General features: G+C 51.6%; 18 protein-coding genes. 2 read left to right on the forward strand and 16 right to left on the reverse strand.

Annotated features, from left to right (window positions below; translation table 11 throughout):
* On the reverse strand, positions 1–648 hold a 648-nt coding region (locus VGM48_RS25320; RefSeq protein WP_331583865.1), incomplete at its 3' end, for a LytTR family DNA-binding domain-containing protein.
* Entirely contained in the window at positions 645–1,742 is a 1,098-nt protein-coding gene (locus VGM48_RS25325; RefSeq protein ID WP_331583867.1) for a sensor histidine kinase, read from the reverse strand. The genes VGM48_RS25320 and VGM48_RS25325, both read right to left, overlap by 4 nt.
* Before the next feature lie 221 nt (positions 1,743–1,963).
* On the opposite strand from VGM48_RS25325, the gene VGM48_RS25330 reads away from it, so the two are divergent.
* Positions 1,964–3,343, forward strand: coding sequence for a vanadium-dependent haloperoxidase (locus VGM48_RS25330; RefSeq protein WP_331583869.1), 1,380 nt, complete (start codon positions 1,964–1,966; stop codon positions 3,341–3,343).
* 5 nt (positions 3,344–3,348) lie between these two features.
* On the opposite strand, the gene VGM48_RS25335 is transcribed toward VGM48_RS25330, so the two are convergent.
* The 3 genes from VGM48_RS25335 to VGM48_RS25345 all read right to left on the reverse strand — a co-directional run bounded on the left by VGM48_RS25335 (position 3,349) and on the right by VGM48_RS25345 (position 8,010).
* Entirely contained in the window at positions 3,349–5,928 is a 2,580-nt protein-coding gene (locus tag VGM48_RS25335; RefSeq protein WP_331583871.1) for a hypothetical protein, read from the reverse strand.
* Between the two features lie 155 nt (positions 5,929–6,083).
* Positions 6,084–6,821 (reverse strand): hypothetical protein, encoded by a 738-nt coding sequence (locus VGM48_RS25340; protein WP_331583873.1) that lies wholly within the window; start codon positions 6,819–6,821, stop codon positions 6,084–6,086.
* 394 nt (positions 6,822–7,215) lie between these two features.
* Positions 7,216–8,010 carry a winged helix-turn-helix domain-containing protein gene (locus VGM48_RS25345; RefSeq protein ID WP_331583875.1) on the reverse strand — a complete coding sequence of 265 codons (795 nt, stop codon included), beginning with the start codon at positions 8,008–8,010 and terminating at the stop codon, positions 7,216–7,218.
* A 217-nt stretch (positions 8,011–8,227) separates the two neighbouring features.
* On the opposite strand from VGM48_RS25345, the gene VGM48_RS25350 reads away from it, so the two are divergent.
* On the forward strand, positions 8,228–8,767 hold the full coding sequence (locus VGM48_RS25350) for a hypothetical protein (RefSeq protein WP_331583877.1): 540 nt from the start codon (positions 8,228–8,230) through the stop codon (positions 8,765–8,767).
* Between the two features lie 15 nt (positions 8,768–8,782).
* Here the strand turns inward: VGM48_RS25350 and mnmE are convergent, their stop codons facing one another.
* From mnmE to nuoL, 11 genes are all read right to left on the reverse strand, one after another.
* A complete protein-coding gene (gene mnmE / locus VGM48_RS25355; protein ID WP_331583879.1) occupies positions 8,783–10,360 on the reverse strand; it encodes a tRNA uridine-5-carboxymethylaminomethyl(34) synthesis GTPase MnmE in 1,578 nt (525 codons plus the stop codon).
* A gap of 115 nt (positions 10,361–10,475) precedes the next feature.
* The gene (locus VGM48_RS25360; protein WP_331583881.1) at positions 10,476–12,320 is read right to left on the reverse strand and encodes a gliding motility-associated C-terminal domain-containing protein; all 1,845 of its coding nucleotides are present in this window, start codon (positions 12,318–12,320) and stop codon (positions 10,476–10,478) included.
* 43 nt (positions 12,321–12,363) lie between these two features.
* The gene (locus VGM48_RS25365; RefSeq protein WP_331583883.1) at positions 12,364–13,191 is read right to left on the reverse strand and encodes an energy transducer TonB; all 828 of its coding nucleotides are present in this window, start codon (positions 13,189–13,191) and stop codon (positions 12,364–12,366) included.
* A gap of 139 nt (positions 13,192–13,330) precedes the next feature.
* Positions 13,331–14,158 carry an energy transducer TonB gene (locus VGM48_RS25370; protein WP_331583885.1) on the reverse strand — a complete coding sequence of 276 codons (828 nt, stop codon included), beginning with the start codon at positions 14,156–14,158 and terminating at the stop codon, positions 13,331–13,333.
* Between the two features lie 67 nt (positions 14,159–14,225).
* Positions 14,226–14,762 carry a biopolymer transporter ExbD gene (locus VGM48_RS25375; RefSeq protein ID WP_331583887.1) on the reverse strand — a complete coding sequence of 179 codons (537 nt, stop codon included), beginning with the start codon at positions 14,760–14,762 and terminating at the stop codon, positions 14,226–14,228.
* Between the two features lie 274 nt (positions 14,763–15,036).
* Complete coding sequence (locus tag VGM48_RS25380) at positions 15,037–15,726, reverse strand: biopolymer transporter ExbD (RefSeq protein ID WP_331583889.1); 690 nt, start codon at positions 15,724–15,726, stop codon at positions 15,037–15,039.
* A 130-nt stretch (positions 15,727–15,856) separates the two neighbouring features.
* Complete coding sequence (locus tag VGM48_RS25385; RefSeq protein ID WP_331583891.1) at positions 15,857–16,717, reverse strand: MotA/TolQ/ExbB proton channel family protein; 861 nt, start codon at positions 16,715–16,717, stop codon at positions 15,857–15,859.
* 519 nt (positions 16,718–17,236) lie between these two features.
* Complete coding sequence (locus tag VGM48_RS25390; protein ID WP_331583893.1) at positions 17,237–18,505, reverse strand: ABC transporter permease; 1,269 nt, start codon at positions 18,503–18,505, stop codon at positions 17,237–17,239.
* Positions 18,506–18,540: 35 nt separating this feature from the next.
* Positions 18,541–19,935, reverse strand: a complete 1,395-nt coding sequence (locus tag VGM48_RS25395; RefSeq protein WP_331583895.1) for an NADH-quinone oxidoreductase subunit N — start codon at positions 19,933–19,935, stop codon at positions 18,541–18,543.
* A gap of 19 nt (positions 19,936–19,954) precedes the next feature.
* Positions 19,955–21,421 carry an NADH-quinone oxidoreductase subunit M gene (locus tag VGM48_RS25400; protein WP_331583897.1) on the reverse strand — a complete coding sequence of 489 codons (1,467 nt, stop codon included), beginning with the start codon at positions 21,419–21,421 and terminating at the stop codon, positions 19,955–19,957.
* A 62-nt stretch (positions 21,422–21,483) separates the two neighbouring features.
* Entirely contained in the window at positions 21,484–23,421 is a 1,938-nt protein-coding gene (gene nuoL / locus VGM48_RS25405; protein WP_331583899.1) for an NADH-quinone oxidoreductase subunit L, read from the reverse strand.
* Position 23,422: the final 1 nt, after the last annotated feature.

The following is a 23,422-nucleotide window of genomic DNA, read 5'->3' on the forward strand; positions in this document are numbered from 1 at the left end:
TCCTATTTGCACCACCAATGCATTATAACCGGAAATTTTGCTGAGGGAAACAATGTACGATCGGTGCACCCGGATAAACTTGTGATCGGACAAAATATTTTCAATTACACTGATGGCACGTTTTACCAGAAAATGCCTGTCACCTGTAAGAAAAATCTTTACATAATCTTTCCAGCTTTCGATGTACTCAATTTCATTCACAAAAACTTTTTTCATATCCCTGTCCACTTTCAGGTAAATAAAAGCAGCCGGGTCCGGCGTTTCTTTTACTGTGGTTACAGACATTTCACGGCCCATCATCCGGTTTAATTTGGTGATGGCTTTAAAAAAACGTTCAAAGGAAACAGGCTTAACCAAATAATCCACTGCATCCAATTCAAAACCATTAATTGCATATTCCCTATATGCCGTAACAAAAATTACTTTGGGGGGATGGGAAAGGTTTTTTAGAAATTCGGTACCGATGATCCGGGGCATTTTAATGTCCAGAAAAATAACATCAACTGTTTTATTCCGCAATACCCCCAAAGCCTCAATTGCATTTCTGCACTGGCCAACAATTTCCATGTCATCAAGGGAAGAAATATATTTCGCCAGCACCTTCAATGCCGGAGGCTCATCATCTATAAGCAGACAACGAAGCTTCATGAGGTCATAGTTTGAGCGATTACGGGAGGGGGATGCGGCATCGTAAAAGCCGATATACTGCCGCTCATTTTAATCATTAATGAAACTGCAAAGAAATCTCCCTCGTCATTTATCTTCAGTTCATATTTTCCAGGGTAAAGAAATTCGAGACGCTTTTTTACATTGTTGATGCCGATGCCATTATTGCTGTGCGATATATATTCGTTTTTGCTATTGGCGATCTTGAATTTTAATATACCGTTCGTCGCAGATATATCCACTCCCATCCAGGGTTTTTCAATTTGCTCCGAAGCGCCGTGCTTAAAAGCATTTTCCAGAAAAGGAAGCATCAACAAGGGCGATATGAAAACGTCCCTGATATCGCCTTCCACCATCCATGATATTTCCAATGTATCGCCATAGCGTTCTTTTTCCAGATCTAGATAATCTCTCATGATCTGCACTTCTTTCTCCAGCCTCACTTCTTCGGCCTTGCAATCATAAAGCATGTAGCTAAGCAACGATGACAATTTCAAAATAAGTTCAGGCGTTTTTGGTGACCTGTCGAGAGAAAAAGAATAGATATTATTAAGCGTATTAAATAGAAAATGCGGATGTACCTGTGCTTTCAGCAGTTGCAACTCGGCTGTTACTTTTTCCTGTTGCGCGTGCAGAAATTCTTTTTGCTTCAATAACCATTGTTTCCCAAGCGATAGAGAGGAGAAGCAAGCCGAGGTGGTCAAAACGCATAGGAAACATTGCCATGCATAATCATCCCCATGGGGCATTTGCATCCGATCCAGCAAAGGAGCGTCTATATACCTAAGAAAAAAGCCGGTCAGGAACCAGCCGACCGCAAGCCAGCAAACGATTGCGCCGAGGAATACCCCGTATTTGCCTCTCATCAGCAGCTTTGGAATGGCGATGTTTGAAATAGGATAACTAAAGACCATAAAGACCGGAATCCAAAGCGAGATGCGAATGAGGTGATCAGTAAATGGCGGCCATATCATGGTCAGGAAGGAGGCCCAGCTCAACAGCCATAATGACCAAAACAAGAGATGCCGGATCACCCGGTATTTCGAGGAAAAGATAAACTCGTTTGTTTTGATCATATTCACAATTTAAGCAATTAAACCAAATGATCGTTTCACCTGAATGTAAAATAGACAAACGACAGTCAATTGCAGACAAACAGCATTTTTCTCTTCCGAAAGCCATTAGCCTGTTTTAACTGCCTTGTTTCCAACAAACAAATCTGTTAGGCGATTAGAATTTATCGTTGACAAAGCTGTTTTTATTTTGCGCTTGTTAACTAAACTTAAAACACCAATCAATGAAACAAAAAATCGCCTATGCCCTGTTGCTGATTGCAACTGCATCATTGTTGACTTTTTCGTGCCGGAAAGGAAACCCGGAAACCAACAGTCACAACCAACAGACCAAGACTTTTTCTTCGGATGTCATAAAGAAATGGCTGGGCGTTCAATTGCCTTTGTTGTATTCTCCTGCTGTTTCTTATGGAGTTAATGCCGGCAGATACATGGCTTATTGTGGCGTAGCCGCATACGAAGCCGTGGTGCCCGGCATGCCCACTTATCAAAGTCTCTACGGCCAACTAAATGAAATGCCCCAAATGCCCCAAACGGAACCGGGAAAGGCTTATCACTGGCCAACCTGTGCCAATGCCGCTTTGGCTGAAATGACGAGGAGACTATTCACCTTTACTCCTGCAACGACCGACGCGGTGCAGAAACTTGAAGATGAATTAAATGTAAGCTATGCAAAGGAAATCGGCGACACTGCCATCTTTGAACGGTCAAAAGCCTTCGGATTAGCTGTAGCCGAAGCGGTCTTTACCTGGTCCACTTCAGATCATCCATGGACTGCCTGGCCGGCTTTAGTGCTTACCGATCACAGTCCAGGTCGTTGGTGGCCGGAAAACAATAACCCTACGATTGCCAATGGGCTTGCTTACTGGGGTGATACGCGCTCCATGGTTGCCGGCAGTATCGACAATGTAACCTCCGTGCCTTATGCCTATAACGATGCAGATATAACTTCTCCTTATTACAAGGATTTTAAGGAGATTTATGACGTCTCGAAAAACCTGAGTTATGATCAAAAGCGTCTGGCCAAATATTATGATGATCCAGCCGTAAATGGTTATCCCTCCGGAGCCAGCTATATTCCTGTATTCAAACAAATCCTGGAACAACAAAATCCGGCACTCGATATTGCCGCATTTGCTTATGCCAAGACCGGTATGAGCCTGTTTGATGCCACTATTGGCTCCATGAAAGCAAAATTCCATTTCATGCAGGAACGCCCCTTTCAGTTTATTCGAAGGGTGATAGAGCCATCCAGCGATCCGGCTACCTGGTGGAAGCCTTTTATCGTCACGCCACCTCATCCTGATTTTCCGGCAAACCATGCGACCTTTGCCGCGGCATTTGCTGAGTCGTTGAATACCATTTTCGGTGACAAGGTGCCTTTTACCAACAGCACTTATAAGGGGCAACTGGTTGATCTGGGAAATGGGCCAGAGGATATGGGGAGCTATTCCTACAAATCGTTTTCTGAATTTGCCAATGCTATTGCGATCTCGAGAGTGTACGGTGGGATTCATACCCGTCATGCGGTGGAAGAAGGCGCCAAACAGGGAATGAAAATAGCGCAAAATATCAACAGCAAGGTGAAATTCCGGAGAGAATAACCGGGCTAATGACGAATGAGTTTAATTATTTTATAAGGCGTCTCCTTATTCAGATCGGGATAAATCCGGCCACGGCCGGATTTATCCATCAATTCGATATAATACATCAGATCATACCCAGGATCGATGTCGGAAGCCGGGATGATAGCCTGGTATTCTCCCGTGCTGCCATTCCGTTCCATCGGCAGGTGTTTGTATTCCAATTGCTGGTTGACGGCACGGTAAAACAGGCGTATCCACTTAATGCCCCGTGGCGCCGAGGCGTTGAGGCGAATGTTGACAGACTTTTTGGCCGGTGCTTCGCCGGGAGTCTGCAGCTCCACCTTGAACAGAGCGTCAAACGGCTGTGCGGGAGCCATTTTATACGGTGGTGCTTTTGCCGTCATCGCGGCGGGATCGGCGTCCAGACGTTGCTGCTGCAATTTTTGTAAGCCGTCTTCCAACTTGCCCAGCTCATCCTTCCAGTGCCCGCAAAGATCAGCAACGGACACGCCCATTTGCAGGTTATCATTGTAGTAATCCGAAGCCGAAGTCACGATCTGCCGCCAGGCATCGATGGCCAGGCGTTCGTGTGCAATGGCTGAATCGAGCGCCGACACGTCGCGGGTACGCTGATACAGACAATAGTAGACCGCAGCCGGGGCCCGGCGAGCATGGTAAAGCGCCAGATTGGATAAAATGCCCAGGTCGGCAAGGGTTGAACCGAGTTCTTTGTTTACCAAGTCGCCTTTTTTCTTTACCTGATTGGTCAATGCCTGTATATCCCTGGCGGCCTGTGCGAACCATTGACTGTTTTCAGCGGGCCTGATTCGCGCTGTTTCCTCTCCTGTCAGCAAAAGACCGGCCTCGTCGTCAAAATCGGCAAACTGGCAAAGATCGCTGCTTTCGGCCTTCGCATAGGTTGGGAGATCACCCAGGCGTTGTTTTTCGGCCCAGCCTCGCGTCATGGGGAAATAGCTATAAGGGTAACAGGAGGCGATGATACGAGGTAATATGCCGCTCGCCCGGTGCAATGCTTGTTCAATGAGCGGTCCCGTCATCTTTCCAAAACGGGCTTCGAATTCTTTGTCCCAGCTTTCGGAGGATGTATTGGGATTATAGCCGATCTGTCCGAAGACCTGGAAGAGGTGCCAATACCGCTGGAACTCATAATCATAATAACGATGTTGTGGTTGAAGCAGCTCAAAAGGCACGGCGTCGTGCGGCTGGGCCTCCATCTTGGTGGCAAGCGGCTCATTGATCTCGAATCCGTCTCCATCATACAGGTGCACGCTTTTCATAAAACGACGGACATAGTCAGGGTCACCCCACAACAGCACGCGATTGGTGCCGCCATTCCACAATCGCCACGCCATATTGTATTCTTTCGGATAGCGAAGCAGGTCGCCGTAGCTGTGCCGGAGATAGCTTTTGTCAGGATTGATGCGTGTAGGATGATAAGGCAGCCCAAATTGTTCCATCCAGAACTTGGTGGCGATCCTGAACCGGATACCCGTGCTGACGGCGCTTCGAATGACGATGGGAGGAAGTTCTTTGGCCCGCATATCGATCTGCAGATCCGGCTTTACCTGGCGGATCATCTTGAACACATCTGCCCAGAACGACTCCTCCTCTTCCTTTTTCAGGCCAGACTCTCCATGCATCCTGAACTGGAGAGCGTCTACCGGGATCTGCCTGATGAATTCTGCTAAAGCCGCTTTTGTATATGCTGTGAGATTATCAGCGGTAACACCCCACACCAACCCGGGTACGGGATGATCCGGTGCTTTCTCATTGCCGGGGATGCCTCCTCCCTGTACACCGCCTCTATAGATATGGTCCCAGATGCCGGCGGTAAACCGAATACCCCGTTGATGAGCCATGGCTATCAGCCGATTGATCGCCATCAGGTTGCGTTGTTGTTCCGTTTCGCTCAGACCCGTCATCCGGATACCGGGATAACCGTCGACATTAAAAAAGTAAGGATAGCAGGGCGCCAGGAAGCCCCCATTCTCATATCCAAAGACCACTACCAGGGAATTAAAACGATTTTCGGCCAATTCGTCCAGATAGCGAGACCAATACTTTTCGTCATAGAACCGGCTTTCCCAATAAGCGCGGTTCATCGTATAAATGGAAACCGCCCGGGTATGGATCGAAGGTTTTTCGTTAATGTCTTTTAACGAGTCGAGCGCCATCCGGGTGTTTGTACCCAGCCGGATGTGCCGGGTGGTCTCCTGTAAAGCGTACATCAGGCCGGTGTCGTCATATCCACTGATGACAAGGGCCGGTTTCTGCTGACGGATAGTATGCCATAACAAAAGGGCTTCTGCTGTCCGGGCGGGACTTCGGCCGGCCGCTTTTAACCATTGGGCGGCGGTGCCCCGTCCATTGGACAAGCCGGCGACCAGCAAGTATCTGCCCCTCGCGCGGGCGGGCTCGGATAAGGTTTCAAATGTGATCTGCCGGGAGGTCAACATGCTGGTTAGTCGTTCCAACCCGTACAGCGCGACAGGCCCGGGCGCGACATCGGTAATAATACTGATCTCCGGCGGTGGTGAGGGGACTGCTTTTGCCGGTTCTGCTATTCGGAAGCCAGTCAGCAAAAGGACAAAGAAAAGAAGTAGATGTATTTGAGATATCCTGGGATGCATGGCGCCGACAATGTAAGTCAAATTGTCATAAAATTTGCACATCTGGGTGGCCAAAAAAAGAATGAAGCATATGCCTCATTCTTTTTTTGCTTGTTGAGCGGTTGGGTTTAGTACCTTTTTACAATCCAGTAGAGAAGCCTGCTGGGTTGCCCGATGACGCCGCCTTCCTCTCTTCTTTTCTTAATTGCATCTGATTTGTAGTAAGCGAAGGCCTTGGCGGTATCGGTGAGGGCCATCGCGAGGATTACTTTTTTGTTATCGGCTATGTCATGTCCAATAACTCTGTCCATGAGACCATTATCGATACGCTCCTGCCTGCTGGCTTCATAGGTGCTTATAAAGGCATTCCAATCTTTGACCGTAAGCGAGGTGAAGGAACGGAGCGCTGTTTTGTTTATCGAGGTATCCTGCCATATTGCAGTAGTCATGTAATGCGTTGGGGCGCCAATTACGCCCGCTTTTTTCATCGCTTCCTTCAGGCCGGGAGAATCTCCGAAGGCCAGGGCTTTGGCGGAATCATCGGCCTTCATGGCGATCAGGATCATATTGGAGTCTACCAGACCCCGGCCAATGACATACTTGTGTAATCCGGCGGCCGACCGTTGCGGGTCATCTGCTTCATAGGCGGACAGCCATTTGGCGTAATCAGCTACCTTGTGCGTTACGACGACCATCATTTGCGGTGTCGTAAGAATGGTGCTTGCGGCTTTTGCCTTTGCCGCCGAATCTGCCGTAGCGGTGGAGTCTGTGGCGGTTGTTTTTTCGTTTGCGGCGGATCCACAGGAGGCGAGGAAGATGACCAGCCCGACGTAGAGGAATGGATTGACCAATTTGGAAGATCTCATTGATTTTAAGTTTTAGAGTTAATAAAATTGGGGTAGGCGATATTAAATTTAAACATAATATTGGTGTGGCCAAGTTTTTGTCTGCGCACCCGGGGGAGGGGATGAGATAAATCAGGTGTTTTTACGGAGGCGCCGATTTGTGAAAAGGCCTACCTTTCCTGGAACCTTAAACCGTTAATCCTGAAAAGAGCATCTATCGTTTGTTCTCTCGTGCCGGGTCTTTTGGTTTCCCTAACCGTTCAAACGCTTGACTCATCAGGAATACCGAAAGAAAAAAAGGATGCGGGCGCATGGACTCCATATGCGCCAAAATACTATTAAATCCAAGCTTCCAGTCTTGCAAGCAGCTCGTCAAAGACAACCTCGCCAAATACGCTAACTGCGCCATAGCTCCTTAACAGCTAATTTCAAGCTTATATCCTTTGCCACGTATAACAACAATGGAAATATTGGGATCAGGTTCCAGTTTTTTTCTGAGTTTTGATATGAACATATCAAGACTGCGGCCTACTATAACACCTTTATCTTCCCATATCTCCTTTTGTAGCCTGCTTCTCTCTATTGTCTTGTTAGGAGAAGATGTAAAGATGTGCAACACACGGGTTTCGGTTCCGGTGAGATCAATGGTCTTTCCATTTATTATGAGGGTACGATTTTTTTCATCGAACAACATTGAGCCCAAAGTGACTACACCAGTAATCTGACCATCAGTTAAAGTCCGACGCGGTTTAGCAGACCTAAAAAATATAAAACCAATAAATGCTAAAAATGGCAAACTGCCTATCAAAAATCCATTCTTTGCTATATTTTTTCCTGTCGGTTTAAATTTAATGTCCACCATGTAACATCCCTTGGGCTGCACTCTTCCTCTACAAGCTACAATATCATCTCTTTTATTATTGGATATAGCGTATCCATAGGTTACACTGGAGTTGCTACAGTTCAGAACAGTAACAACATAATCACTTGCGAGGGGATCTTTGGCCAACAAACGCCGGGTAGTACTCATCAGGGAGTCCGGTTGAAAAGTGAGCTCATTCTCAAAGCTGATCCGGTATTCATTTTCGGCGATCTTTTTTACCGGAAGCACCCTCGATTTACCGTCGCCCGACTGGGTGAGTAGTTCATCTCCTATCCTCCGAAGCAAAACTTCCCTCCTGGCGATATCAAAGTCGTCACTGCTGGTCATACTGAAAGCCACGCATATTATGGAGATAAGCAGGGATAATATCAACCCCCACAGGTATTTGCGTTTCCTGGAAAGCAGATTTCGGTTATAAAACATACCATTTTACCATTTATTTACAAAGGTTACATTTTTATTTACAATCCAAATACCCGCAAAGAAAGGTATCAAGATAACTTCGCTGAATCAAATTTCGACAGGATTAAAAAACATAAAAAATATGAAAAAAGCTATTTATTTGCTGATCTTACCGCTGGTTGTGGTAAGCGGGCTGGTACTTGCCAATCGCGGAATCAACAATGAAAGGTCTAAGAAGCCCGCCGTAAAGCCGCTCACTGCTGCCGAAAGGGAAGCCGAAATGAAAAAATGGGAGGCTAGCCCTGAAGGTGTAAAGTTTAAACAATGGGAAGCGTCTCCCGCAGGTAAAAAAGTGTACGCCGGTGCTGCTAAAATAAAGGGGCATTTAAATACTTTTACCAGTATGGAGGCTATTATAACCTCTCTTTCTCTTCCGCCAGGATCAAGATTGGGTTTCGGCGTGATGGCCAGGATTGACGGTGTCGATTACATTGTAAAATTTGAACCGGAAGAGTCTCAACTTGAGCAATTGCAAAGCCTGAAGGTTAACGACAAAATAATTATAAGAAGCCATACCGTATCGTACGCGCCCAAGTATTCATACCCAATAGTCTGGGGCGAATATGTAGAACAGGATGGCAAAGTAATTTTCAAACGTGTCCCTCGCAAAGGCGGTTGCTAGGCAAATACCGCCGGGTCACTTCCCAATACAAAACTTCGAAAAGATATAATCCAACCGATCCTCCGTCGTGATCTCCCCCGTTATCTCCCCCAGATAATGCAAACAATGCCTTATATCTAACGCCAGCAGATCCCCCGGCAACAACTCATCCAGCCCCTGGCGTATCACCCCCAGCGACGACGCAATCAACTGCAGCGCATGATAATGCCGCGCATTCGTCACGATCGTCCCCTCACCCGCTGCCGCCCCCCGCAACACCAGATCCACCAACCGCTGCTTCAGCACATCGATATGTCTAACCTCTCGCGCCGAGATCAACACCTCCTCTGGGAACCGCACAACAGCCCGAACTCCCGAAACCTGTCCCCGCAAACCGCCGCCCGCCGCAGTCTCCCCCGACAAATCCTTCCCGGCATCTAACGCCCCCGCAGCCCGTGTCCCGCCACCGTCTCCCGCCGAACCCCGACCCCCCGCATCCCGTCCCTCCGAAAAACTCTGTCCCCCCTCACCCTGTCCCCCCGAATAACCCTGTCCCCCCGTAGTATGTCCCCCCGCATCCACCGCATCCATCTTATTCCCCACCAACAAAAAATTCTTCCCCTTCCTCACCAACTCCTCCCTCATCCCCCCAACCGCACCCGCATCCTCCGTCGAAACATCAAAAAGATAAACCACGATATCCGCCTGCTCCATCTTCTCCAGACTCCGCCCAACCCCAATCTGCTCGATCACGTCGGAAGTATGTTCCCGGATCCCCGCCGTATCGATCAATCGGAAAAGCACCCCATCGATATTCAACATCTCCTCTATCGTATCCCGCGTCGTCCCCGCAATCTCCGAAACGATCGCCCGGTTCTCATTCAGCAAGGCATTCAGCAGCGTCGACTTCCCCGCATTCGGCTTCCCGACGATCGCGACAGAAACCCCGTTGCGGATCACGTTCCCCAGCCGGAACGACGCCAGCAACGCCGCCGTCATCGTCTCCGCCTCGGCGATCAGCCGATATAGCGCAGTCCGATCCGCAAACTCCACATCTTCCTGGGAAAAATCGAGCTCCAGTTCTATCAGCGCGGAAAAGCTGATCAGCCGTTCCCGCAACTCCCGAAGCTCCCGTGAAAATCCGCCACGCATAGTATGAAGCGCTGTACGCGCACTCGCGGCAGTATTGCTGGCGATGACATCGGCCACCGCCTCGGCCTGCGCCAGGTCAAGCCGGCCGTTTAAAAAGGCCCGCTGGGTAAACTCTCCGGCCTTCGCCAGTCGTGCACCCCCCTTTGCCAGGGCCTGCACCACCCGCCCAAGGATATAAGGACTCCCATGACAGGAGATCTCGATCACATCTTCTCCCGTAAAACTGCGACCCACGCGAAACAGTCCCACCACCACCTCATCCAGCGTCTCCTCCCCTTCCTTCAGCAAACCCACATGCATCGTATGCGATGCCTGCACACCTAAGTCCTTCGAAGGGAATAACTTACCCACAATCTCGAAGGCCTTTGACCCACTCACCCGGATCACGCCGATTGCCCCCACCCCCGGCGGCGTCGCCACCGCGACGATCGTATCCTCCCAACCTGCTAACTTTCCTAACATCCCGCAAAGATAATCTGTTGGGCGTTCCCCGGCGCGCCGGGCGGGCCATCCGTTCCAAGTCCTCGACCTCCTCTGTCGGTCTCCGGGCTTTCCACTTCTGTCCCTAACGCGCTCCCTACCTCACCAACAGTACCGTCCCCTTCCTCTCCACCAACCTCCCCTGAAAATCCACCCCCACCGCCATCCACACATACACCCCCGGCGCCAGCTCCCGCCCGCCACGCGTCCCATCCCAGCCAATCCCCACATTCGACGTCGCAAACACCTGCGCCCCCCATCGGTCATAGACGGCAAACATTTTAAGGAACGCTATACCCGGAGCGATGACCCGCAACACGTCATTATGCCCGTCATGGTTCGGACTGAACGCATTCGGCACATAGATATCGCCCGTCGTATAGACCTTCACCGTGATCGAGTCCGTCCCCATACACCCCGCCGCCGTCGTCCCCGTCGCAATATAGGTCGTCGTCGCGCCCGCCGCGATCACCAGCGGGTCCTGGACAAGGGAGTTGTCAAGGCCCTCCGCCGGCGTCCACTGATAGCTTACAAACCCGCTCCCGATCACATCCTCCGCATGCAGCGGCACCGGCTGCCCCGCCACCACATTCGTATCGTTACCCGCAAAAAGCTGCGGCGGCGGCGTCACAAACACCGTCGCGGCCGCATCGTTGAGCGAACTGCATCCATTGCCATCGGTCACCACCAGGTGATAGGTCGTCGAAGCCGTCGGCTGTACCACCGTCGGGCCCGCCGTCACCGAATTATTCAGAAACGTCGTAGGCCTCCATCGGTAAGAAAAGGGTGCCGCACCGGTCGCACTTCCCATAAGCCCTGTCGAACGCCCATAACACGTCGTATCCCCCACCCCCGCATCCGCCACCGGCGCCTGGTTCACATTCACCGTCACCGTCCCCGTCTGCGTACAAGCACCCCAGGTCGCCACCAGCGTATAGGTCGTGGAAGACCGGGGACTCGCCACCGGGCTCAGCACCGCCGGATTGTTCAAGGTCGTCGCGGGCGTCCAGGAATAAGAGACCCCATTGGGACTCGCCGCCCCCAGCGTCGTATGCTGTCCCTCGCAGATCGTCACATCGGGCCCCGTCGTCAACACGAGGGTATTGTTCTGCTGGACGGTCACGGGCGCCTGCGTCACGCACCCATTACCATCCGTGACATACGCGATGTAATCCCCCCGCGCCAGCCCCGTAAAATTTGTCTTCGGCCCAAACGACCCGTCATTCAGTTTATAAGTAAAGGGCGGCGCAGTACCCATCGCCGTCACATTCACCGTCCCGTCGTTGTTGGGACAACCCGCATCTGTCGCTACCGGCACCACCGTCGCGCCGCCAAGATTCCCAACGATTGCCGTCGCCATCCCGATCGTATGATTGCCGTTGAGCACCCAAACATCGTAGGCAACGGTGTTACCATACAAGTTCGAAAAAGTCGGGCTCGTCTGCCAGGTGGCGCCGTGATCGATCGAGTACTGGTAGGGCCCCCCTCCGCCTACATAGTGGTTCAGGGCCGCATCCTGCCATTGGATGCCCGTCGGATCCACCGTCAGACTGCCGTTGTTACTCAAACAGGTCGCGGCGCTGTTCCCCACCGGAATAAAGGTGATACAATCGATCGTCAAAGTAATCGTCGTCGCCGGATTACCACTCGCATCCAACACTGACACCGTATGCGCCCCAAGCCCGGTAAAATTGGGAAATACATTGGAAGGCTGATAAGCACTCCCGTCAACGGAATACTGATAACCCCCGGGCCCCGGCACCCCGCCCGTAGCCGTCACAACGATCGTGGAAGGCGCCGCACAGGCACTGGTCGCCGTCGCCGTCACGGTCAACGGCCCCTGCCCAAAACTTCTCCCCACCCCGGATAGGAGCAAAAAGAATAGGAGAAACAGGTTCAGGAATGCATTCCTGTATGGGTTAGTAAGAAAGCGCTGCAACATAAGGGTCTCTAATACTAAAATTAGTATTAATCCCCCAGATAGCCTATTGTTCCCCCACCTCAAAGATGATCGGCTGCTGCTTATAACTCTTCACCATCCGCCCATTCTGTATCGCCGGTATCCACTTCCCACTCATCTTTATCACCTTCACCGCCGCCTGCCGCAATCCTCCTTCCTCCGGCCCGCTCACCGCCTCCACATCACTCACATTACCCTCCTTATCCACGATAAACCGAACCACCACCCGCCCCGAGATCCCATTGTTGATCGCGTCATCCGGCACCTTCAGATTCTTATTCAAAAACCGCAACCAGGCCGCAGACCCGCCCGGAAACTCCGACTCCTTCTCCACCTTCATAAACGGCGCATCATCCTCCTTCTTCGGCGCCTCAACCACCCCCTTCCCATCCCCCACCGGCGCCGGCGGCCCCACCAGGCGGTCATCCTTCATCCCATCCTGGTTCACCGTCCCGATCTTCACCTGATCCAGATCCTCCTGCACCGGCGGGACGTCTTCCTTCCTGACGTCCTGATCCTTCACGATCTTCGGCGGCGTAAACGCCTTTATCTCGAACTTTTGCTCTATCGGCTTCGGCGGCGGCGGGGGTGGTGGCGGCGGCGGATCCACCCGCTCCTTGACAGCAGAAATATCCACGTCCCCAAGATCAATCAGCTTCGCCTTCTCGCCCTGGCTCCGCGCCATAACAGAACAACCCGCGATCGACACCAACAACACACTCGACGTGATCAATATCGCCTTCGTCAACCGGCGATTATACGTCCGGCGCAACTCGTACGCCCCATACTCTTTATTACGGCCCTCGAACACAATGTCGAGGACATCGGCACTCAGGATTTTGTTAGGCTCCATAAATTATAGTTTATTATAAGATGCCATCCGAAGCCGATTCCATAACGCTAACCAATAAACGAAAAGACCCTCGCCTTACGGCGAGGGTCAAAAAAAAGGCCCGCTGTCCAAGCGGGCCTCATCAATTTATTCAATACTCCTACTGAGCTTCAAGTTTGAACACGATCGGCTGCTTCTTGTAAGACTTCACCTGACGTCCATTCTGAACGGCCGGCGTCCACTTACCACTCTTCTTGATTACCCGTACCGCTTCTTCCCGCAGACCACCATTCTCGGGGCCGCTGATAGCCTGTACATCACTCACGACGCCCTCCTTGTCCACGATGAACTGCACAACCACAGTCCCCTGGATCTCATTATTGACGGCATCGTCGGGATAACGCAAGTTCTTGTTCATGTAACGGAGCCAGGCCGCAGGTCCACCGGGAAACTCAGACTCGATCTCCACCTTCGTAAAGGTCTTGTCATAGTCTTCATTGTCCTTGGGCGCTTCAACCACACCCTTACCGGCATCGCTCACCGGCGGGGCAGTGATACCCTCGTCCTTGACACCTTCCTGATTGACCGTACCGATCTTCGTATCCTCCAGCTTCTCTTGTTCCGGTGGCTTTTCTTCTTCCTTTACCTGATCGTCTTTCACGATCTTAGGAGGCGTGAACTTGGCCATTTCCACCTTCGGGGGTTCCACCTTGGGCGGCGGAGGAGGCGGCGGCTCATTTTTTTGCTCTTGTTTAACGTCTTCGAGCTGCACATCATCCACCACCAGCGCCTGTTTCTTCGATCCACCGTTCAAATTGGATACAAAATACCCAATGAACAGCAACAGGATCACCGCGGCAGTCCCCAAAATCGCCTTAATCAGGCGCTTATTGTAGGTCTTGCGCAGATCGTAAGCGCCGTACTCCTTGTTCTTACCCTCAAAGATGATATCAAGGATATCGGCGTTTAGTATTTTGTTGATTTCCATTGTAAATGGGTTGTTTCTGACTATTAAGATTCAAAACCTACCAGATTCCATACGGAACCGGCCGGCTTTATTTTCCTGCGCCCCCTTCCGTCGCGGACACAAACTTATACTCATCCGGCGTAATATCCACAAGAGCATACCGCCTGACGTCATCGATCTTCATCTCATCCAGAATGTTCACCGTATTCTTGTACGTAGCATCCTTCGTGGGCTTGATGATTACCATGAAATCCTTCGGATCGGTCCTCCGCTTCTTATCCAGGATCACATCCCGGATCGCATTCTTGCTGAAGGAAGAAACCTGTATTTTCGAAGGATCCAGACCCTCGTAATAAAACACCATATTGTTGCCGCTGGGCATCACCGTCAACGCCGCAGACTCTTTCAGTTTGTTCTGCTCGTCCGGCTTGTCCACATCCTTCGGAAGATTGAGCTTCATCGCCGTCGGTTGACTCATCGTCGTAGTGAAGATGAAGAACGTGATCAGCAGGAAACCCAAATCCACCATGGGAGTAAGATCCACCCGCGTGGAAAGCTTCTTACTTTTCTTCACGCCGGGGCCCTTTTTATGACCACCGCCGCTTGAAGTATCCATTTCTGCCATGACAATAGCTTTTTTTAAAGTTACAAAATATTTTCGCCAAAAGCCTCTGGGAATATAGCCTTTTGGCTCAAATCCATCCTGCCTCTGCCCTTCGCGCGCGACCTCTCTGGGGCCGCTTGTTTTCTGGCCTCTTTTTGCCCTCTTTTCACCCAAATCCCTCAAGTCCGGCCTCTCAGCCGCCACCAGCCGCAACGGATCGTTTTCTCATGTGTCTGACTTCAATAATCTATTGAACCTTAACACTTTATCATTCTCCATTACAAACCGGCAACACCTACTGCTCGGAACTCTTGCTCCCGGACTTCTTCTGGATCTTATCCAGCTCAGACCCCATAGGCGCAGCAACCGGATTGGTCACCAGCTGAAACTTCAGCTGATCATTCTTCTTAAAGGCGATGATAACCCCCTGAAAGGCAGGATACTTCGCAGCATCATCACCCTTTACCAGGATATTCATGTGCCCGCCGTTAAAACCGCCGCCCGCAGATACCGCAACAGCCGCCCGCATCCATTCGATCAGCTCGTTATTCGTGCTGTCCTGCGTCGGGATCCCCGGCGCCTTAAAGGCCTTCACCTGCTCCAGACCGAGGTCCAGATAAGGTTTCAGCTGACTGAACGGAACTCCTATGTAAGCCGTAGGATTGGCGTAGAAATTCTTCTTCTCCGCATCCGTCAGCCCCAGGTTCTTGGAGGTATTGATAGCTTCGATGATATCCCTCTTTTCCGATGTATTCGCGTCGCTGACGCTGAAATACACCTTCCCGTCATGGTCCATCGTGATCATCACCACATTCTTGTCAGGCGCGATCTTCGACGATACCGAACTCGGGGTGACGACACTCAACGCCTCGGGCGGCTTGAACTTGGTCGCCAGAATGAAGAAGGACAGCAGCAGAAAGGCGACATCGCACATCGCAGTCATGTCGATATTCGTGCTCTTACGGGGTATTTTTGCTCTTCCCATTGTAAATTTTGTTTAAAGTTGTTTCAACTCGGTCTCATTCTCTATTAACAGACATAAGACCCGCTTTTCTCATTTTTCCACAAGACCCGGCCCAAATTTTAACATTTTGGCAACCAGGCCCGCCGCCCTCTTATTTGTAAAGAGAAGCAAAACTCTGAGTCAGCGTGAAACCGCTTTCGTCGATACCATACGTGATACCATCGATCTTCGTGGTAAAGATGTTGTACATGATGATGGAAACAGCCGAAGTACCGATACCAAGAGCCGTATTGTAAAGGGCCTCGGAGATACCTTGTGACAACCGCTGTGCAGCCTCACCGCCACCAGCCTCACCAAGCGCGGCAAAGGAAGTGATCATCCCGATAACCGTTCCAAGAAGACCCATCAGGGTGGCAACCGAAGCGATCGTCGAAAGGAATACCAGATTCTTTTCCAGCATCGGCAACTCAAGCGCCGTTGCTTCTTCTACTTCCTTCTGGATAGCAATAACTTTTTGCTCAGTGTCAAGTTCAGCACCGATCATCTCCTTGTACTTGCGAAGACCAGCCTTCATGACATTACCAACAGAACCCTTCTGCTTGTCGCACTCGGCGATAGCGGCATCCACATTCTTGTTGGCCAGGTGATATTGTACTTTGCGGATAAACTCAGCAATATTGCCATTACCCGTAGCCTTGTTGATCGTCAAAAAGCGCTCGATCACAAAAGTCACCACAGTCAGCAGCGCGCCGATCAGGATCGGTACGATGATACCACCCTGGTACATACGGGCCAGACCGCTCTTGGCACCTTCCTGGCTGGGCCAGAAACCGCCCGCGGCATCGGGTTTTGTAAAGTTGGCATCAGCGCCGATAATGAACCTCCAGATACAGTATCCGGCAATTATACACACCAACGGTGCGACCCAGGAAATTGTGTTGCCCTTTTTCTTTGGTTGAACAGATGAGGAGCTCTTAGCTGCTGTCGCTGCAGTCGGTTTTGTTTCAGCCATGATCGTTTGTTTTTAGTGTTTTAAAAAATTGAAGTATGTAATAGAAAATGATTGTACAATTCTAAGGAAAAAACCTTTTCAATAGATGAATTTGGATAGATAAAATTTTATAGAACACACAAGATAAGGATTTTTCACATTGTCACACCCTCGCAGCTTTCTTCAAAATTCAGGCCTTAAACCCTGTAAATCCCCTCAAATTTCACCGTCGGCACGATCCGCCGCCCTAACCCCTCGGCCGGAATTTCATCATCATTTAATACTATGGTTATGCAGGATGCGATCGATAGCCCGTTACGACAGAGTACGGGGTTCCCAGGGGAGAAGATTCAGCGCCCTAAAACCAGAACCGTAAATCTACGGGAATTTATGATTCAGAGATACACGGATTTATACTAATTTATTTCTTATTTCACGTGAATTTTAACCCTCCCCGCATCCCCTCTCTTCCCAATGTCACAACATCGTTCCTCCTCTCATAACCCCCGGAAACATTTTCGTACAAGTTCGTTCACATTCCTATTCGTATCGCAACGCCTCTATCGGATTCAACCTCGACGCCTTCAGCGAAGGATACAGCCCCGCCGCCAACCCCACCAGACTGCAGATAAAGATCCCGCCAAGCATCCAGCTCCACGGCATCACAAACCCCGTATTCAGGAACAACGAGAACAGATTCCCCACCAGCACTCCCAGCACAACCCCAAACCCCGCCCCGATCAGACTGATCAGCACCGACTCCAGCAGGAACTGCTGCCGCACATTCCGGTTCCGCCCGCCAATCGCCTTCACCAAACCAATCTCCTTCGTCCGCTCCGTCACCGCAACAAGCATGATATTCATCAATCCCACCGCAGCCCCGATCAGCGTGATCAACCCGATAAGCAACGCCGCCCCGGTAATAAAGCTCAGATTCTTTAGCAAAAGATTTACAAACGTATCACTCTTGTCGATATTAAAATTGTCCCCCTCCGTCACCTCCAATCGCCGGATCGGCCGGAAAACCCCCTCCGCCTGGTCGATCGCCCCATCGATCAGCTGCACATCCGCCACCTTCACCTGGATGTTGAAGGAAGCATTCACATTGCTGTTAAAAAACCGGCGCACATTATTATAAGAAGTGATGATCACATTGTCCCGGTCCATCCCAAGCGTGGACCCCTTCGACTCCAGCACCCCCACGACCCGAAACGGCAGATTGTTGATGTTGATGATCCTGTCCACCGGCGTCTCGGGATTCTTCCCAAAGAACCGCTCCGCCAGCGTACTGCCGATGATCGCCACATTCCGCCCCGTCCGCACATCCAGCGTGCTCAGATTCCGCCCCGTCGCCAGCCCAAACCCATTGAGCTCGACATAGTTCTCATCCCCGCCCACAACCCTTACATTCGGATTCGTCTTCCGGTCATCCACCGAAACCACCGCATCCTGCACCCCACCGATATTCAACGACACCGTAGCCGGATACTGAAACCGGCCCCGGAACGTCTCCGCCTGGTATTTGCTGATCGGCACATTCGAATTCGACTTCTTCTCCTTCAACCCTTTGCGCTCACTTTTCACCCCCCCGCCATTGAAGTTGAACCATTTCTTATTATGAAGGGTAAACCCATTGGCCCCCATCGCCGAAAAGCTCTCGGTAAACTTCTGCTTCATAGCGTCGATGGCCGTATTGATCCCGACCAGCGCCATGATACCGAATGCAATAATGGAAACCGTAATGCCCGTCCTCAACCGGTTGCCCCGGATGGTCCGATAAGCGAGAGAGATGGTATCAGTTAGTCTCATTTGCCTGAATAGGTGTAAGGCAAATTACGAAAAACCTACCACGTATAGATCAAATGCGTAAGTTGGTTCAACAGCGACTGCGGGAATACCCCCAGCACCAGCACGATCGCCGCCAGGATCACCAGCAGCCCCTTGAAGCCGGCCCCCGGCTCGGTTTCGGTCGTCCCGTCGCCCTCTTTGAAGTACATGGCCTGGATCACCCGGAAATAGTAGTAGACACTCACCGCCGCGCATAACACGGCAAAGATCACCAGCCAGAGATAATGACCCGTCGCCACGACCGAGCTCAACATATAATATTTCGCGAAGAACCCGCCGGTCAGCGGAATACCCGCCAGCGAAAGCAGAAAGATCGTACAGGTGGCCGCCAACACCGGCTGCTGCCGCGCGAGGCCGTTAAAGCCCTCAAACGTATAGTCTTTCATCCGGATCAGGATCGCAAAGATCCCGATGGTCGCAACGCTGTAAGCCGCGGCATAAAGGATGATCCCCTCCTTGGCAACCCCGTTAAGCGCCAGCAACGCCAGCAGCATGAACCCGGCCTGCGCAATGGACGAATACGCCAGCATCCGCTTGACGCTCTGCTGGAACACCGCCGTAATATTGCCGATAAATAAGGTAGCCGCCGTAATAATTGCCACAAAGACCTGCCATTGTCCCTGGCTGTCCCCGAAAGCCTCGTCGAAAAGCCGGACAAAACCCACGAAAATGGACACTTTCACAATGGTAGCCATAAAGGACGTAAACACCGTCGGCGCTCCGTCATACACATCGGGCGTCCAGAAATGAAACGGTGCCGCGCTCACCTTAAAGGCCATCGAGACCAGCAGCAACAGCAAACCCGCCATAAAGATCGGTCCCATTGTCCCCCCCTTACTCCACAGATCATCGATAAAGAAGGTCCCCGTCGGACTCGCACCATAAAGGAAGGCAATACCCAATAACATCAGCCCCGTCGAAAACGAACCCATCAGGAAATATTTCAGGGCAGCCTCATTACTCTTGAGGTTGCGCTTATCCGACCCGGTCAATATATACAGGGGAATGGAAATGATCTCGATCCCCAAGAATAACATCAGCAGCGTATTGAACGTCGTGATGATCGCCACCCCGCAAAGCACAAAAAAGATCAGCGCAAAATACTCGGCCAGGTTATTCCCCACCCGCTCCATGTCCCGGCCCGACAGCAAGACATACAACAACGTGCTGCCAAACGCGATCGCATTGCCAAGCAACCCGAACGTATCAAAATACAGCATCTTGTGTACATCGATCGCCAGATGATGCCCGATCATGTCCGCATAGTTCACCGCCAGTAACAACGCCAGCCCGGCAACGGCAACATTACGGATCGCCGTTTTACTCTTGGTAAAAATGCCGCTGAACATCATCACGATCCCCCAAATTGCAGAAAGTACGATTGCATTCATATCTTCTAAATAATCTTCGTTACTTGTAACTCATCTTCGTCAGGATAAAATCCGCCGCATCCTTCGTCAGGTCCAGCATCGGCTTCGGATACACCCCGATAAAAAGGATCAGCACCACGATCACCCCAAGCACCACCTTCTCATTAAAAGCAATATCCACCGCCCGCTCCGTCAACGCATTCGTCTTCCCATAAAACACCCGCTGGATCATATTCAGCGTATAGATAGCCCCCAGAATGATCGACAGCCCCGCCACCACCGTAAACACCACGTTATACTGAGTCGCAGCAGACGTAAACACCCCGCTGAACAACAAAAACTCCCCGATAAACGCATTCGTCAGCGGCAACGCCACATTCGCAAGCGCCACAATGACCAGCAATATCGCCAGCCCCGGCGCCTTCTGCGCCAGCCCGCCAAGCTCCGAGATCTTCCGCGTCCCAAACTGCCGCTCGATCAGGTCCACCACTATCCACATCCCGAGGATATTGATCCCGTGATTGAACATCTGGATCATCACCCCCTGCATCCCCGTCAGATCCGTCGCAAAGATCGCCAGACACATCAACCCCACGTGCGCGATCGACGAATACGCGATCAGCCGCTTCAGATCATCCTGCTTCATCGCCACCAGCGACGCATAGATCATCCCGATCACACAAGCCGTACTCACCGTATCCCCCCAGGCCCAGGTCCCGATCGGCACCACCGGCGCCAGCCAGCGGATCACCCCAAACAACCCCATCTTCACCATGATCGCACTCAGCACCATCGTCGTGGCCGTCGGCGACTGCTCATAGGTATCGGGCTGCCAGGTATGCAAAGGCCAGATCGGCATCTTGATCGCAAAGGCGGTGAATAATAACCAGAAGACCCAGGTCTGATCACTGCCGGAAAGCTTCCCACGCAAAGCATAGAAGGATTCCATCGAAAAGCTGTGGTCGGCCGTATGGAAATAAAGCCAGATAAGCCCGACCAGCATCAGCAGACTGCCCAAAAACGTATAGACAAAGAATTTAAAGGTTGCCGCGATCCGCCGCTCACCACCCCATTGCGAACAAAGGAAATAGACCGGGATCAGCGCCAGCTCCCAGAAGAAGTAGAACAAAAGCGCATCCGTAGCCAGAAATACCCCAAGCAAACCCGCCTGCGACAACAACATCAGCGCATAGAAATTCCAGGCCCGTTTGTACTGGTCCCGCCACGTAGCGATAAAGATCAACGGAAAACTCAACGCCGTCAGCAGACTGAGAATCAGGCTAAGCCCGTCCAAACCCACCGCAAACCGGCTCCCAAGATCGGGCAGCCACTCGACATTGGCATGCAACAGCGAACTGCCCTTGGCTACACCCACCCCCCACAACACAACGACAAGGGTCGCCAGGGACGACAAAAGCGCCCAGCCCCGAGCCGTTTTCTCGTTCTTCAGGAGAAAACCGATCAACCCGGTTACCAGGGGAATGACGATCAGTAAAACTGGAATCATATCAAAAAATTAATTACAGCCAATCATTTTCTACGGCCATCACCGGCCTCTTTCATCTGCACTTAATGCGGAAGCATTTTGGGCGCACCGGGTATACCCGCCGCGGCACTCACACCGCTTCCCCCCGTAAACAACTCCACAAGGAACAAAGCCAATATCCCCAGCACCATCAACAACACATACCCCCCAACCTGGCCGCTTTGCAACAGCCGAAGCTGCCGGCTGCCATATTGGATAAGCCGCCCAACCCCATTCACGATCCCATCCACAATATTCTTATCAAAAAATGTAAGGAACTGCGCCAACAGGTCCAACGGCCTTACAACCACCGCATTATAGAGCTCGTCCACATACCACTTGTTCGCCAGCACCTTCCCGAACCCCACCGGCTCACCCAGCTCCGGCCGCTTGCTGTACCGGAAATAGGCGACAAGACTCCCAATCAACGCCAGCAGCACCGAAATGCCCATCAGCATCCACTCCGTCCCATGCGCCAACTCCTCACCCGTCCCCTCGCCGACCACCGGCCCCAGGAACTTCGCCAGCCAGTGCGCATTCGGCGCCATCACCGCCGGGATTCCCAGGAACCCGGCCACCACCGCCAGAATAGCCAGCGCCCAAAGGGGAATGGTCATCGCCGCCGGACTCTCATGAAGGTGGTGCTCCTGCTCATGCGTTCCGCGGAAACTGCCCGCAAACGTCGACGCAAACAACCGGAACATATAAAATGCCGTCAGCAGCGCCGTCAACACCCCGATCACATAATAGATGGGATTCTTCGCATACGCCGCGGATAAGATCTCATCTTTCGAAAAGAAACCCGAAAAAGGCGGGATCCCCGCAATCGCGATACAACCCAGCAAAAAGGTCACCCCCGTCTGCGGCAGCTTCTTCCACAGGCCGCCCATCTTTCGCATGTCCTGCTCCCCGCCCATGGCATGGATCACCGAGCCGGCCCCAAGGAACAACAACGCCTTGAAGAACGCATGCGTCATCACATGGAAGACCGCACCGGTATACGCGCCGACGCCAAGACCGAGGAACATATAACCCAGCTGACTCACCGTGGAGTAAGCCAGCACTTTCTTGATATCATTCTGTTTAAGGGCGATCGTAGCCGCCAAAAGCGCCGTCGCCAGACCGATCACGGCCACCACCGTCTGCGTCACCGGCGCCAGATCGAAAAGCACATGACTCCGCGCGATCATATAGATACCAGCCGTCACCATCGTAGCCGCATGGATCAGCGCCGAAACCGGCGTCGGACCCGCCATGGCATCCGGCAGCCAGGTATACAAAGGGATCTGCGCCGACTTACCCGTCGCACCCACAAAAAGCAAGAGCGTGATCGCCGTCATCATCCCCACCGGAACCGAAGAAGCCTTTGCAAACACCGTATCGAAGGACACCGACCCAAATTTCTGGATCAGAAAAAAGATCGCGATCAGAAAACCCAGGTCACCGATCCGGTTCATGACAAACGCCTTCTTCGCCGCATTGCCATAATCTACATTCTGGAACCAGTAACCGATCAGCAGGTACGAACAAAGTCCTACCCCTTCCCAACCGATGAAAAGGATCACAAAATTCGCCCCAAGCACCAGCAGCAACATGGAGAACACAAACAGATTCAGATAGGAAAAATACCGCGCAAAATGCGGGGCCGTTTCCTCATGCATATAGGCCGTCGAATACAGGTGGATCAGAAAACCCACCCCCGTAATGATCAATAAGAAAAGCGAAGACAGCTGGTCCACCTGGAACGCAAAGGGGATCGAAAGCTTCCCCACACTGATAAAATCGAACAGCGTAACCACCGTCGGTTGGAAACCCTCATGGCGCACCTCGCCAAAGATCAACAAGCTCACCACAAATGCCGCCAGCACCGCCCCGCTCCCGATGATCCCGGTCAGCGATTTGGATAATTGATTGCGGAAAAGACCGTTGAGCAGGAATCCGGCAAGAGGCAACGCAGGGACCAGCCAAACTAATTGTGTCATA

It is taken from the genome of Puia sp. (genome assembly GCF_036500295.1).
Classification (GTDB): domain Bacteria; phylum Bacteroidota; class Bacteroidia; order Chitinophagales; family Chitinophagaceae; genus Puia.